Origin of the sequence: Providencia sp. PROV272 (genome assembly GCF_049901975.1) — a bacterium.
In the GTDB taxonomy this organism is placed as follows: domain Bacteria; phylum Pseudomonadota; class Gammaproteobacteria; order Enterobacterales; family Enterobacteriaceae; genus Providencia; species Providencia stuartii.
Genome location: NZ_CP096291.1, coordinates 344328 through 356150, shown reverse-complemented (window position 1 = coordinate 356150; position 11823 = coordinate 344328). Strand labels below are relative to the sequence as shown.

General features: G+C 43.7%; 13 protein-coding genes and 1 riboswitch. Of the genes, 7 read left to right on the top strand and 6 right to left on the bottom strand.

The window, feature by feature from the left end:
• Nucleotides 1-6: 6 nt before the first annotated feature.
• Nucleotides 7-1290, top strand: a complete 1284-nt coding sequence (gene purD / locus M1E93_RS01550; protein WP_104873044.1) for a phosphoribosylamine--glycine ligase — start codon at nt 7-9, stop codon at nt 1288-1290.
• A 201-nt stretch (nt 1291-1491) separates the two neighbouring features.
• Here the strand turns inward: purD and M1E93_RS01545 are convergent, their stop codons facing one another.
• The 6 genes from M1E93_RS01545 to nudC all read right to left on the bottom strand — a co-directional run bounded on the left by M1E93_RS01545 (nt 1492) and on the right by nudC (nt 6051).
• Nucleotides 1492-2115, bottom strand: a complete 624-nt coding sequence (locus M1E93_RS01545) for a DUF1481 domain-containing protein (RefSeq protein WP_014656945.1) — start codon at nt 2113-2115, stop codon at nt 1492-1494.
• Between the two features lie 89 nt (nt 2116-2204).
• On the bottom strand, nt 2205-2477 hold the full coding sequence (locus M1E93_RS01540; protein WP_004924821.1) for an HU family DNA-binding protein: 273 nt from the start codon (nt 2475-2477) through the stop codon (nt 2205-2207).
• Between the two features lie 201 nt (nt 2478-2678).
• Nucleotides 2679-3266: a YjaG family protein gene (locus tag M1E93_RS01535; RefSeq protein WP_004924819.1), complete on the bottom strand. Its 588-nt coding sequence runs from the start codon at nt 3264-3266 to the stop codon at nt 2679-2681.
• Nucleotides 3267-3340: 74 nt separating this feature from the next.
• Nucleotides 3341-4012 (bottom strand): deoxyribonuclease V, encoded by a 672-nt coding sequence (gene nfi, locus M1E93_RS01530; protein WP_076914839.1) that lies wholly within the window; start codon nt 4010-4012, stop codon nt 3341-3343.
• Nucleotides 4013-4107: 95 nt separating this feature from the next.
• Nucleotides 4108-5172, bottom strand: a complete 1065-nt coding sequence (hemE, locus tag M1E93_RS01525) for a uroporphyrinogen decarboxylase (protein ID WP_036942124.1) — start codon at nt 5170-5172, stop codon at nt 4108-4110.
• A 99-nt stretch (nt 5173-5271) separates the two neighbouring features.
• A complete protein-coding gene (gene nudC, locus M1E93_RS01520; RefSeq protein ID WP_004924813.1) occupies nt 5272-6051 on the bottom strand; it encodes an NAD(+) diphosphatase in 780 nt (259 codons plus the stop codon).
• A gap of 239 nt (nt 6052-6290) precedes the next feature.
• Here nudC and M1E93_RS01515 point away from each other — a divergent pair, with 239 nt between their 5' ends.
• The 6 genes from M1E93_RS01515 to M1E93_RS01490 are packed head-to-tail and all read left to right on the top strand — an operon-like array spanning nt 6291 to nt 11597.
• The gene (locus tag M1E93_RS01515) at nt 6291-7343 is read left to right on the top strand and encodes an ABC transporter substrate-binding protein (RefSeq protein WP_061064635.1); all 1053 of its coding nucleotides are present in this window, start codon (nt 6291-6293) and stop codon (nt 7341-7343) included.
• Between the two features lie 24 nt (nt 7344-7367).
• On the top strand, nt 7368-8186 hold the full coding sequence (locus M1E93_RS01510) for an alkaline phosphatase family protein (RefSeq protein WP_104873045.1): 819 nt from the start codon (nt 7368-7370) through the stop codon (nt 8184-8186).
• Nucleotides 8186-9091 carry an ABC transporter permease gene (locus M1E93_RS01505; protein ID WP_426207065.1) on the top strand — a complete coding sequence of 302 codons (906 nt, stop codon included), beginning with the start codon at nt 8186-8188 and terminating at the stop codon, nt 9089-9091. The genes M1E93_RS01510 and M1E93_RS01505 overlap by 1 nt, the downstream gene beginning before the upstream one ends.
• Complete coding sequence (locus tag M1E93_RS01500) at nt 9078-9896, top strand: ABC transporter permease (RefSeq protein WP_036942133.1); 819 nt, start codon at nt 9078-9080, stop codon at nt 9894-9896. Before M1E93_RS01505 ends, M1E93_RS01500 begins: the two co-directional genes overlap by 14 nt.
• On the top strand, nt 9896-10912 hold the full coding sequence (locus tag M1E93_RS01495) for an ABC transporter ATP-binding protein (RefSeq protein ID WP_004924798.1): 1017 nt from the start codon (nt 9896-9898) through the stop codon (nt 10910-10912). The genes M1E93_RS01500 and M1E93_RS01495 overlap by 1 nt, the downstream gene beginning before the upstream one ends.
• A gap of 22 nt (nt 10913-10934) precedes the next feature.
• Complete coding sequence (locus tag M1E93_RS01490) at nt 10935-11597, top strand: HAD family hydrolase (protein ID WP_004924796.1); 663 nt, start codon at nt 10935-10937, stop codon at nt 11595-11597.
• 28 nt (nt 11598-11625) lie between these two features.
• A riboswitch (TPP riboswitch) is annotated at nt 11626-11737 on the top strand.
• The last annotated feature ends 86 nt before the right edge of the window (nt 11738-11823 follow it).

The following is an 11823-nucleotide window of genomic DNA, read 5'->3' as shown; positions in this document are numbered from 1 at the left end:
TTAAGTATGAATATTTTAATTATTGGTGGCGGTGGTCGTGAACACGCCCTAGCATGGAAAGCCGCACAATCACCACTTGCTGACAAAGTTTATGTGGCTCCGGGTAATGCTGGAACTGCATTAGAGCCTAATCTTGAAAACGTGGCTATCTCAGCAACGGATATCGATGAATTATTAAAATTTGCGAAAGAGCAACAAATCGGCCTAACGATTGTTGGCCCAGAAGCACCACTGGTCATTGGGGTCGTTGATGCGTTCCAAAAAGCAGGGCTAACCATTTTCGGTCCGACTCAAGGCGCCGCACAGCTCGAAGGTTCGAAAGCTTTTACGAAAGACTTTTTAGCTCGTCACAAAATACCGACAGCCGCTTACCAAAATTTTACTGAAATCGAACCTGCTTTGGCGTATCTGGATAACGTCGGCGCACCGATTGTTATTAAGGCTGATGGTCTTGCCGCAGGTAAAGGTGTCATTGTCGCGATGACGCTGGCTGAAGCTAAAGATGCTGTGCACGATATGCTTGCTGGTAACGCATTTGGTGATGCAGGTCACCGTATCGTGATTGAAGAGTTCTTAGACGGTGAAGAAGCAAGTTTTATTGTGATGGTGGACGGCGAAAATGTCATTCCAATGGCAACTAGCCAAGACCATAAACGTGTTGGTGATGGTGATACAGGTCTTAACACGGGCGGCATGGGCGCATATTCACCGGCGCCCGTTGTGACAAATGAAATTCACCAGCGTGTCATGGAACAAATCATCTATCCAACAGTAAAAGGTATGGATGCCGAGGGGCATCGTTATCAAGGTTTCCTCTATGCGGGTCTAATGATTGATAAGGCTGGTAACCCTAAAGTTATCGAATTTAACTGCCGTTTTGGCGATCCTGAAACTCAACCTATCATGATGCGTTTACAATCTGATTTAGTCGAGTTGTGTCTTGCAGGGGCAAAAGGTGAGCTAGCAGGTAAAGATTCCTTATGGGATGAACGCCCTGCTCTCGGTGTGGTAATTGCTGCCGGAGGTTATCCAGGTGATTACCGCCAAGGTGATGTGATCCACGGTTTGCCGACCGAAGAAATGGCGGATAGCAAAGTATTTCATGCTGGCACTAAAATGAAAGATGATAAGGTCATCACTGCCGGAGGCCGTGTTCTTTGTGTCACAGCACTCGGTAATGATATCGCCCAAGCTCAACAAAAAGCCTATCAAGCCGCTGAAAATATTCATTGGGATGGCAGTTTTTACCGTAAAGATATTGGTTATCGTGCCGTCGCACGCCTGAAATAGCGAGCACAGAAGCTAAACTCACTAAGCTGATAAACAGCCGCTTTATCAGCTTTTTTATTTCTAACAGGCGAAAGCGCTGAGTATTTCGTAGCCTAACTAGGCGACAAAGTAATTTATCCTCGGGGGTATACACAAATATGTGACTGAGGTGAGTTGCTGAAGCCAACAACGTTAGGATGCGAAAGACGACGAGCGGTGAGATTACAATGAATCTTTACTAGGCTGCCAGCGGCAAAAATCGGTATCCGCAACCATCAAAAGTTGATTCCCTTCAGGGGATTCTAACCAAGCAATATTCAGCTGTTTATGCCAAACTTTTGTTCGGCTTTCTAACCAATTTTGTGCATAAGGTTCAAATTCGACTTTTTTGACATCACCGCCACAAGTGACGACTTGGTTTTGTGACCAACGGCCTTGGTATAGTTTCACACCACCGACTACCAAAGCAGTATTAATATCTAAAATACGTTTTGCTTCAAAACGCCAACGGATAATGTCATCGGAAGAAAGTGCGGTTTTGCGATCTTTTTCGACTCGTTGCATAAAGATCACATCATCGTTTTTGTTAAAACGGAGTTGTTCCATCATTTCTTGCTCACCCGCATTTAAGATTTGGCTACGAATTTGCCAAAGCTGGCCTGCTCGGTACTCGAAGAAATTAACGGAAGTATCAGTGCCTTTGTAAGGGCTGTAAACAACCATAAGCACTTGAGGGTCATTTTTTGCGTCATTAAGACGCCACATACGGATTACACCATCATCCGCAATAAATCCACTCGCACTAAACTCGGGAAAGTTGTTACGAGAAGAACAGGCGCTGAGCATTGAGATGGCTCCCAATACCAGCAACCCTTTCCGAATGAACAAAAGGGGTCGTTGACTACCCCCCCTGATAATTCTAGTTTGCAACTTAATTATTTTACCGCTTCTTTCAGTGCTTTACCGGCAGAGAAAGCAGGAACATTAGTTGCTGGGATAGTGATCTCTTCGCGAGTTTGCGGGTTACGACCGGTACGCTCTGCACGGTGGCTGACTTTGAAAGTACCGAAACCGACCAGTTGTACTTGCTCGCCTTTTTTCAGCGTTTCTGAAATAGCATTCAGAGTTGATTCTAATGCTGCTTTAGCCTGTACTTTTGTCAGGTCTGCTGATTCTGCGATAGCATCAACTAATTCAGTCTTGTTCATAAATTATCCTTACACAGTGTGTTTATCGTTTGCAAAGCATCGAGTGCGTCGGATATGCCAAATTGACAGCCCCTGATACACGCCCCCGATAGCCACTTCTCTTCTTGCCCCTAAATGTAGACCAGTCTAGGGGCAAATGTGAAGTCTTAGTCATCAGCATTACTGCGCTAAGTCACGTTTTCATCAATGAAACGCTAAAAACTAGCCTACAGTAATACCAATATTGCTAACCCCCGCTTCACGGAGGTCAGATTTTAATCCTTTAATTAACTCTAAGTCTCGCTCTTCACAGGCAGCCAGTAAACGGAAAATTTCCCACTGGATATCCCACTCTTCCTCAATTGAGGATAATTCTTTCAGCTCTTCCTCTGACATTTCCCTACCAGCTTGGGTCATTTCCAGCATCGCAACAGTACGAATCGATGTTTCGCTAACCGCAATAGCATGGCTCAGTGTTTCGCCACTTAATTTTGCATGAACCACTTCACCTAAAGCGATACAAGCATCAATGGCTGGATAAACACCGTAGAAATCAAAATCATCTGCTGACGGTATAATTTCTTCTAATTTTTCGAGCTGATTGTCGAAATTAATTTTACTGTCTTTAACGACCAGCGTTTCCCATACCAAATCAAGTATAGACCGATAAACCTTTGCGTCAGTAAATTCACTTTGCTGACAAAACATTTGGTAGTTGGGGTACATTCGTTCGCACAGGCATGCCATAAAAGTAACATGTTGCCAGCTTTCTAGTTTTTCCAACCTCAAATGGATGGGATTTCTTAACATAATTTCAGACTCATCAATCTCAATACATCGCAGTTTACCTGAAAATCTGCCAATACCACATATTTTGCTGATAATTAGCCGGATTTCTCTTTCATTCGCTCAAAAAACGACCTATTAGAGGCTATTCCATCAGCAAGTCGCGTTGGCTCAGGTAGCCGATACCCCTTTAAACAGCGTTCAACCCACTCACGAGAAGCACTGACACTCATCTTATGACCCGGTGAAATAAACAAAGGATTGCATCTTTTTTTACTTCTCAGTACCCAACCAAGCTGATTTTCGCCATGCCGTAATGGTTGAAAACTTCCCGGGGCTTCATTCACTGCTTCATAGTCACCGTACAATCGACTTTTTGCGACTCCAATGGTTGGCACATCAGCCTGTAAGCCAAAGTGACACGCAACACCGAAACGACGAGGATGGGCGATCCCTTGACCATCAACTAACACTAATTCAGGTTTATGATGCAATTGTTGCCAAGCTGCCATCAATCCAGGCACTTCACGAAAAGAGAGCAAACCCGGAATATAAGGTAATTGTGTGGGTACTCGCGCAATCTGATACTCAACCAATTGCAAATCAGGCCATGACAGAACGGCGATCACCGCACGAGTGACAGTACCTTGCTGCTCAAAGCCCACATCAGCACCACCGATAAAAATCGGCTGTATATTATTTTCATTCAATACAATAAGCTGTGCTTTATCTGCTTGCTCTTGTCGCAACAATCGAGTGTCTATGGCCATGATGTGCTCAATACTTATTATGATTAACGATTAATGATAGAAGATAACAGCGTACTTACAAGGATCTGTGAGTACGCTATCAAAAAACCGATCAGTTATTGATGGTATTGGCGGGAAAAACGGTGGACGGCATCAACAAAAGCACCTGCATGCTCAGGGGGAACATCTTGATGGATACCATGACCTAAATTAAAGACATGTCCATTACCTTGCCCGAAGCCTGCCAAAATATTTTGTACTTCTTCTTCAATGCGCGGTATCGGAGCATAAAGCATTGATGGATCCATATTTCCCTGTAGTGCCACTTTGTCACCGACTCGACGACGGGCATCCGCAATTTCAGTGGTCCAATCAAGACCTAGAGCATCACAACCTGTTGCAGCCATCTCCTCTAGCCATTGCCCACCGCCTTTTGTAAATAGGGTCACAGGCACACGGCGGCCTTCATTTTCACGTATTAGGCCATCAATGATCTTATGCATGTAATGAAGAGAGAATTGTAAATAATCACGTTTAGTTAGCACGCCACCCCATGTATCAAAAATCATGATGGATTGAGCCCCTGCCCGAATTTGCGCATTTAAATATAAAATCACGCTATCAGCGAGTTTATCCAGTAATAAGTGGAGCGCATTCGGGTCTTCATACATCATTTTTTTAATTTTTGTGAACGCTTTACTGCTGCCACCTTCGACCATGTAAGTGGCTAATGTCCACGGACTCCCCGAAAAACCGATAAGAGGTACATCCCCCTTTAGCGCTTTACGGATTGCTCTTACCGCATCCATAACATAGCCCAGTTCCATTTCCGGATCAGGTACTGGTATGTTTTTTATATCATTTAGGCAAGTGATTGGCTTTTTGAAACGAGGCCCTTCACCCGTCTCAAAATAGAGGCCTAGCCCCATAGCATCAGGGATGGTTAAGATATCAGAAAATAGGATTGCGGCGTCTAATGGAAAACGACGTAACGGTTGAAGTGTCACTTCACACGCTAACTCGGTGTTTTTACACAGAGAAATAAAATCACCAGCCTGTGCACGCGTTGCTTTGTACTCCGGTAGGTAACGCCCTGCTTGACGCATCATCCATACAGGGGTGGTATCTACAGGCTGACGTAGCAAAGCACGTAGATAGCGGTCATTTTTCAACTCAGTCATTATTTACTCCATTATAGTCAGTGGCCGCCGCAAATGGCTAAGGGCCGCTATTGTAGCATGTTACACACAACAATATCAGCGCCTAAGCAATTCGCACGTTTAGGCGTCCTCTTGGCGACATAAAGCCACCGTATCTTCAATTAATCGCCTTGCGATTGTGTCACTCGGAGGAATTTTAGGTAATTCATTGTAGTGATACCACGCGGCACTCACGAGTTCATTCGGGTCAACCTTAATTTCGCCACTGTCATAGTCAGCCAGAAACCCCATCATTAATGAGTGAGGGAAAGGCCAAGGCTGAGAAGACACATAACGAATATTACGTATTGTGATCCCGCTTTCTTCCATGACTTCTCGTGCTACCGCTTCTTCCAGTGTCTCACCCACTTCAACAAAACCCGCAAGTACGGTAAAGAGAGGGTTTTGAGTATGGCGGCGGTGCTGTGCTAGCAATATATGGTCACCACGACGGATGCCAACAATAATGCAAGGCGCAATTTGTGGGTAATAGCGTTCATGGCAATGGTCACAAAGACAAGCCCACTCAGTCGTACTATGACGCATTGCGGTGCCGCAATAACCGCAGTAACGATGGGAACGATAAAACTCCGCTAACTGTACTCCACGCCCAGCTAAACGAAATAATCCCTCATCTTGTGATGCTAATAAGCGCGGTGAAGCCATATCTGTTGGCATTTTTTCAGCAATTAGCCAAACAACCTCACCTTGCCATTCACCAATCGGTGTTGCTATCTTCCCAGACAGTGACCAATCTTTTGCACTCCCCCTAGGAGCATCTCCTTGTGGTAACCATAAGCGCCCAGCAAAGCAAACAAACCACCAACCTTTCTCTGTTCCAGTTAATGTCACTTTTGTCATTTTTTACATCTTTTATTGGTATAAAAGGATTTCATCTTTTTCTATAAAGATACGCTTTTTTCACAAAATGTAATCTAGTCGTTGTACTTAATCATTTTTAGTTAGTGTTTTTGACACTTTTTAGACAGTTTTTTCCCTAAAACATCGAAAAAGTGTCACAAAACCGTCAACTCACTGTCACCTTGGAAAATTAGCATACTAACTAACCAATATAACTCCTCTATACAGTGAGAGATAAAATGAAAACGATTGTACCCGCAGTTTTACTTTCATTAACCGCGTCAAGTGCTGCTTTAGCAGCCGATAACGATTTAACCGCCTTGATTGAAGCCGCTAAAAAAGAAGGTCAAGTATACAGTGTTGGAATGCCAGATACTTGGGCTAACTGGAAAGGAACTTGGCAAGATCTCGAAAAAACCTATGGATTAAAGCACCAAGATACGGATATGAGTTCAGCGCAAGAGATTGCTAAGTTTGCCGCTGAAAAAAATAATGCTACCGCAGATATTGGCGATGTCGGCGCCTCCTTTGGCCCTGTTGCCGTACAGAAAGGCGTTACCCAACCTTATAAACCAACCACATGGTCACAAATCCCTGATTGGGCAAAAGATAAAGAAGGCCATTGGGCACTGGCTTATACGGGCACCATTGCTTTCATGATCAATAATGAGTTAGTTAAAGATGCACCAAAAAGCTGGGATGATTTGCTAAAAGGTAAATATAAAGTCACTGTTGGTGATGTTGGTATCGCAGCTCAAGCTAACAATGCAGTATTAGCAGCGGCCTATGCGCGCGGTGGTGATGAAAATAACTTACAGCCCGCTATTGCGTTTTTTGCTGAACTTGCCAAGCAAAAACGTCTTTCCGTGAATGATCCAACCGTTGCAAATATTGAAAAAGGCGAAGTTGCCGTCGGTATTCTTTGGGATTTCAATGCGCTGAATTATCGTGATCAGATCAATCGTGAGCGCTTTACCGTTGTCATTCCTTCTGATGGTTCAGTTATCTCAGGCTATACCACTATCATTAATAAATATGCCAAAAATCCAAATGCCGCGAAGTTAGCACGTGAATTTATTTTTAGCGATCAGGGGCAAATTAACCTAGCTGAAGGCTACGCCCGCCCAATTCGTGCTGAATACCTCACCCTCCCCGAAGAGATTAAAGCCAAATTGTTACCGGATGAGCAGTACAAAAATGTTCGCCCAATTAACGATGCGGATGGCTGGGAAAAGTCGTCTCGCAAACTCCCCAAAATGTGGCAACAGCAAGTGTTAATCCACCAGCAGTAATGTCACTTAGGAAGAAAATATCTCATGTCTGATAAAGTGATCCTTGTTGTTCTCGATGGCTTGAGTTACCCAGTAGCCCATGATTGTATGGGCTACCTCAATGGACTGATCGAAGCTGATCGAGCAACGCTCTATAAAGTGGAGTGTGAGCTACCCTCTATGTCACGCCCTTTATACGAATGTATTTTGGCGGGAGTTTCCCCTGTCGATAGCGGTATCGTTAACAATGACGTCGTGCGTCTCTCCCACTTCGATAGTATTTTTTCTTTAGCCAAGAATGCGGGTAAAACAACGGCAGCCGCGGCTTATTATTGGGTCAGCGAGCTATATAACCGAGCACCTTTTGTTGCGACTCGAGACCGTTTTACCAATGATAAGCAACTCGCTATCCAGCATGGTTGTTTTTACCAAGCAGACCATTATCCAGACAGCCACCTATTTATGGATGCGGAATACCTACGCACTCAATACTCGCCTGATTTTTTACTGATCCATCCGATGAATATTGATGATACAGGCCATAAGTTTGGGTTTGATTCCTCACAATATCGTAACGCGGCGCGTCAAGCCGACACTATTTTGTCAAATTACTTACCTCAATGGATTGAGCAAGGCTATCAAATTATTGTCACGAGTGATCATGGCATGAACAGTGATCATAGCCATGGCGGTATATTACCTGAAGAGCGCACTGTTCCTCTGTTTGTTATTGGCGAGCAATTTTCACATCAAGAACAGTGTATGGTGAAGCAAACTGCGATTTGTGGCACGGTTTGCGCCTTACTCGGAATTGAATATGGCGATAAAACAGTCTGTCACACATTATTGGTAGGAGATAATTAATGGCCGACGTTAGCGTACCTTGTGAACAAGCAAACCACCAACAAGGGAAAGCCGCAATGTTAAAGAAACACTTATCACGTTTTCATTGGGGATCAGCCTTATTAACACTGCCATTTATTACATTGTTTTGCTTGTTTCAAATCGCCCCTATGATTTGGGTATTTATCAATAGCTTTATTTATGAAGAAGCTTGGTCAGTCGACAACTACCTTGATATTTTCACCAACGATTTTTATCTGCAAGCCTTTGAGAACACCCTCTGGTTATCGATTGTCTGTAGTGTCATCGGGCTATTCTTTTCTGCATTAACGGCATTTTCCATCTATAAAATGCAAGGCAGAGTACGCAGTATGATGATTTCCTTCACCACAATGGCGAGTAACTTTAGCGGTGTTCCCCTTGCCTTTGCTTTTATCATCATACTTGGGGTCAATGGCGCAATTACCCTGCAATTGAAATCTTGGGGAATTATTGAGGATTTCGATATTTATAGCGCAAGTGGGTTAATGCTGCTGTATATCTACTTTCAAATTCCTCTGGGTATTTTATTGCTTTATCCTGCCTTTGATGCGTTGAAACCGGAGTGGGAAGATGCGGCTAAAACCATGGGAGCCAGTAAATTATCTTATTGGCGCAACGTTGCTATCCCCGTACTCGCTCCCGCATTACTTGGTACTTTTATTATTTTAGTTGCTAATGCCGTTGGGGCTTACGCGAGCACTTACGCCCTGATGAGTGGCAATTACAATCTAGTGACCATCCGTATTGCCAGCTTAGTCTCCGGCGACCTTTATTTAGAGCCTAATTTAGCAGCAGCATTATCCGTTTTACTAATTGCTATTCTTGGATTTATCACTGCCATCCATCATTGGCTATTAAAACGGAGTTATCATGCCAAGTCATAATCTTACCGCCAAGCCAAATGGCTCTTCCGGCCTTTGGCTACATAAATTCATTCTTATTAGTGTTGTTTTGTTATTAGCTCTACCTATTGTTGCCACTTTTATTTATTCAATTTCTACACAATGGGGAGCGACCGTTTTACCGGATGCCTTATCGATAAAATGGTATTTACAGTTATGGCAAGACCCTCGATTTCTGTATGCTTTTGGGCGGTCGCTGCTCATCTGTTTTAGTACTTTGTTGGTTAGCACACTAATCATTTTACCAATGGCATTTGCCGTGTTTTACCGCTTCCCGAAATTAAAGGGGCTGATGGATTTACTGATCATCCTGCCTTTTGCTATTCCCCCTGTGGTGTCATCGGTGGGTCTATTACAAATATTTGCTGATGAGCCATTTATGCTGGTTGGTACGCCATGGATATTAATTGGTACTTATTTCACTATCACCCTACCTTTCATGTACCGTGCACTCGCTAATAGCTTCCAAGGCATTAATTTACATGACTTAATGGATGCCGCGCATTTACTCGGAGCAAGTACCTTTAAGGCTTTCTTATTAATAGTATTACCGAATATTCGCAAAGGATTACTAGTCTCATTACTGATCTCATTTTCATTTTTGATGGGTGAGTTTGTGTTTGCCAACATTTTGGTGGGAACACGTTATGAAACATTGCAAATCTACTTATTTAATATGCGTCAAACCAGCGGTCACTTTACCTCTGCGTTGGTGATGTCTTATTTCTTATTTACCTTGTTACTCACATGGCTCGCCACGCGGATGAGCCGTTCGGGAGATGAATAATGAGTTATGTTATTGCTGAAAATTTGAGTAAATCATTTGGTCAAAATCAGGTGTTCTCTAATATTCAATTCACAATAGAAAAAGGCGAATTTATTACCCTGTTAGGGCCTAGCGGCTGTGGAAAATCGACCTTATTGCGTTGTATTGCCGGACTCGAACAACCTGATAATGGTGACCTGTATATCAATCGCCAAAACATCACGCACCAAGCAGCCCAGCAGCGAGGCGTTGGCATGGTCTTTCAAAGTTATGCGTTATTCCCGAATATGACAGTTGAAGACAATATCGCCTTCGGCCTAAAAATGCGTAAAGTCAACAGCACTGAGCGCAATAAAGCGGTTGCAGACGTTATTGAAATGGTTGAGTTGCAAGGTAAAGAGCAGCAATTTCCTCACCAGCTTTCGGGTGGACAGCGGCAACGTGTCGCCCTTGCTCGTGCATTGGTGATGAAGCCCCAAATATTGCTATTGGATGAGCCACTTTCGGCATTAGATGCGCGTATTCGTAAACATCTGCGCCAACAGATCCGTCATATCCAACGTGAGTTAAAATTGACGACCATTTTTGTTACTCATGATCAAGATGAAGCCATGATCATGTCTGATCGCATCTTTTTAATGAATAAAGGGGCGATTATCCAGAACGATACAGCTGAGAATATCTACACGCAACCAGCCAATGAGTTTGTGGCGCGTTTTATGGGCAATTACAACCTTGTGGAGGCTGACAAAGCCAATGCGCTACTCGGGCTTAATTTGCAAGGTACGCTCGCTATTCGCCCAGAATCCATCTATGTTAAAGAAGCAGGGCGACATTACGGTGAGCATATTTCACAGCCCGTCGATGCGATTATTTTAGATCATCAACTGTTAGGTAATATTATTCGTTATTCCGTCAATACCGCGGCAGGCAATATGACGGTTGATTTGTTAAATCGCTCATCTGAAAGACTATTTGAACCCGGTACACGCCTTGAGTTAATGTTTAATAAGAACGAAATTCGCGCACTACGTTAGCAAACGAGATAAAAGAGGCACAATGCAAAACAAATTGGCGGTTTTTGATTTAGATGACACCCTAATTCAGGGGGATAGCAGCGTACTGTGGACACAATACCTGTGGGATAAGCAAATTATCACCGACCCGCGTTTTGTCGAAGCCGACAAACAAATGATGGCACAATATAACTCAGGCTCCCTAGATATGGCGACTTACCTGCGTTTTAGCCTGCAATCGCTATCTGGGTTCAGCATCGAGCAAGTTGATCTCTGGTTAGATGATTTTGTTGAGAGCATGATCGTGCCACGTATATATCCCGAAGGGATCCGCACAATCGAGCAGTATCGAAAGCAAGGGATCCCGATCATTGTGATCTCTGCAACCGTTTCTTTTATTGTGAAAAAGATAGCCGAACGATTCGCTGCTGATGTCGTGATGGGAATCGACATCAAGCAGAAAAATGGCGGTTACAGCACCGAAATAGAAGGCATTGCGACTTTTAAAGCAGGCAAAGTCAAACGCCTGCTTCAGTGGATCAGCCACCAGCCAATTACCGATGCCTATATTTATTTCTATACCGATTCCGCCAATGATCTGCCCATGTGCCAATTTGCCGATGAGGTGTTTATCGTAAATGGTGACGCGCGTCTTTGCCAAGTCGCCACCGAACAACATTGGACACAATATCACTGGGAAGTTTGAATATTTTTTTTGCACCTCTTATACTAGGTCCATCTTGTCGGAGTGCCTAGTGGCGAAAGCTACGGGCTGAGACCGTTAATTCGGGATCCGCGGAACCTGATCGGGTTAATACCTGCGAAGGGAACAAGAGTAATCATTCAGCGTAACAATTTTGGTTATTTGCTTTTGCATATTTAGGCTGACAACTCATACGCAACACAGCAAACGTCAGCTAACAAAATGAACA

What these genes read in the sequence shown, in the direction of transcription:
- purD (WP_104873044.1), top strand. Translation starts at nt 7, where the DNA reads ATGAATATTTTAATTATTGGTGGCGGTGGTCGTGAACACGCCCTAGCA.
- M1E93_RS01545 (WP_014656945.1), bottom strand. Translation starts at nt 2,115, where the DNA reads ATGCTCAGCGCCTGTTCTTCTCGTAACAACTTTCCCGAGTTTAGTGCG.
- M1E93_RS01540 (WP_004924821.1), bottom strand. Translation starts at nt 2,477, where the DNA reads ATGAACAAGACTGAATTAGTTGATGCTATCGCAGAATCAGCAGACCTG.
- M1E93_RS01535 (WP_004924819.1), bottom strand. Translation starts at nt 3,266, where the DNA reads ATGTTAAGAAATCCCATCCATTTGAGGTTGGAAAAACTAGAAAGCTGG.
- nfi (WP_076914839.1), bottom strand. Translation starts at nt 4,012, where the DNA reads ATGGCCATAGACACTCGATTGTTGCGACAAGAGCAAGCAGATAAAGCA.
- hemE (WP_036942124.1), bottom strand. Translation starts at nt 5,172, where the DNA reads ATGACTGAGTTGAAAAATGACCGCTATCTACGTGCTTTGCTACGTCAG.
- nudC (WP_004924813.1), bottom strand. Translation starts at nt 6,051, where the DNA reads ATGACAAAAGTGACATTAACTGGAACAGAGAAAGGTTGGTGGTTTGTT.
- M1E93_RS01515 (WP_061064635.1), top strand. Translation starts at nt 6,291, where the DNA reads ATGAAAACGATTGTACCCGCAGTTTTACTTTCATTAACCGCGTCAAGT.
- M1E93_RS01510 (WP_104873045.1), top strand. Translation starts at nt 7,368, where the DNA reads ATGTCTGATAAAGTGATCCTTGTTGTTCTCGATGGCTTGAGTTACCCA.
- M1E93_RS01505 (WP_426207065.1), top strand. Translation starts at nt 8,186, where the DNA reads ATGGCCGACGTTAGCGTACCTTGTGAACAAGCAAACCACCAACAAGGG.
- M1E93_RS01500 (WP_036942133.1), top strand. Translation starts at nt 9,078, where the DNA reads ATGCCAAGTCATAATCTTACCGCCAAGCCAAATGGCTCTTCCGGCCTT.
- M1E93_RS01495 (WP_004924798.1), top strand. Translation starts at nt 9,896, where the DNA reads ATGAGTTATGTTATTGCTGAAAATTTGAGTAAATCATTTGGTCAAAAT.
- M1E93_RS01490 (WP_004924796.1), top strand. Translation starts at nt 10,935, where the DNA reads ATGCAAAACAAATTGGCGGTTTTTGATTTAGATGACACCCTAATTCAG.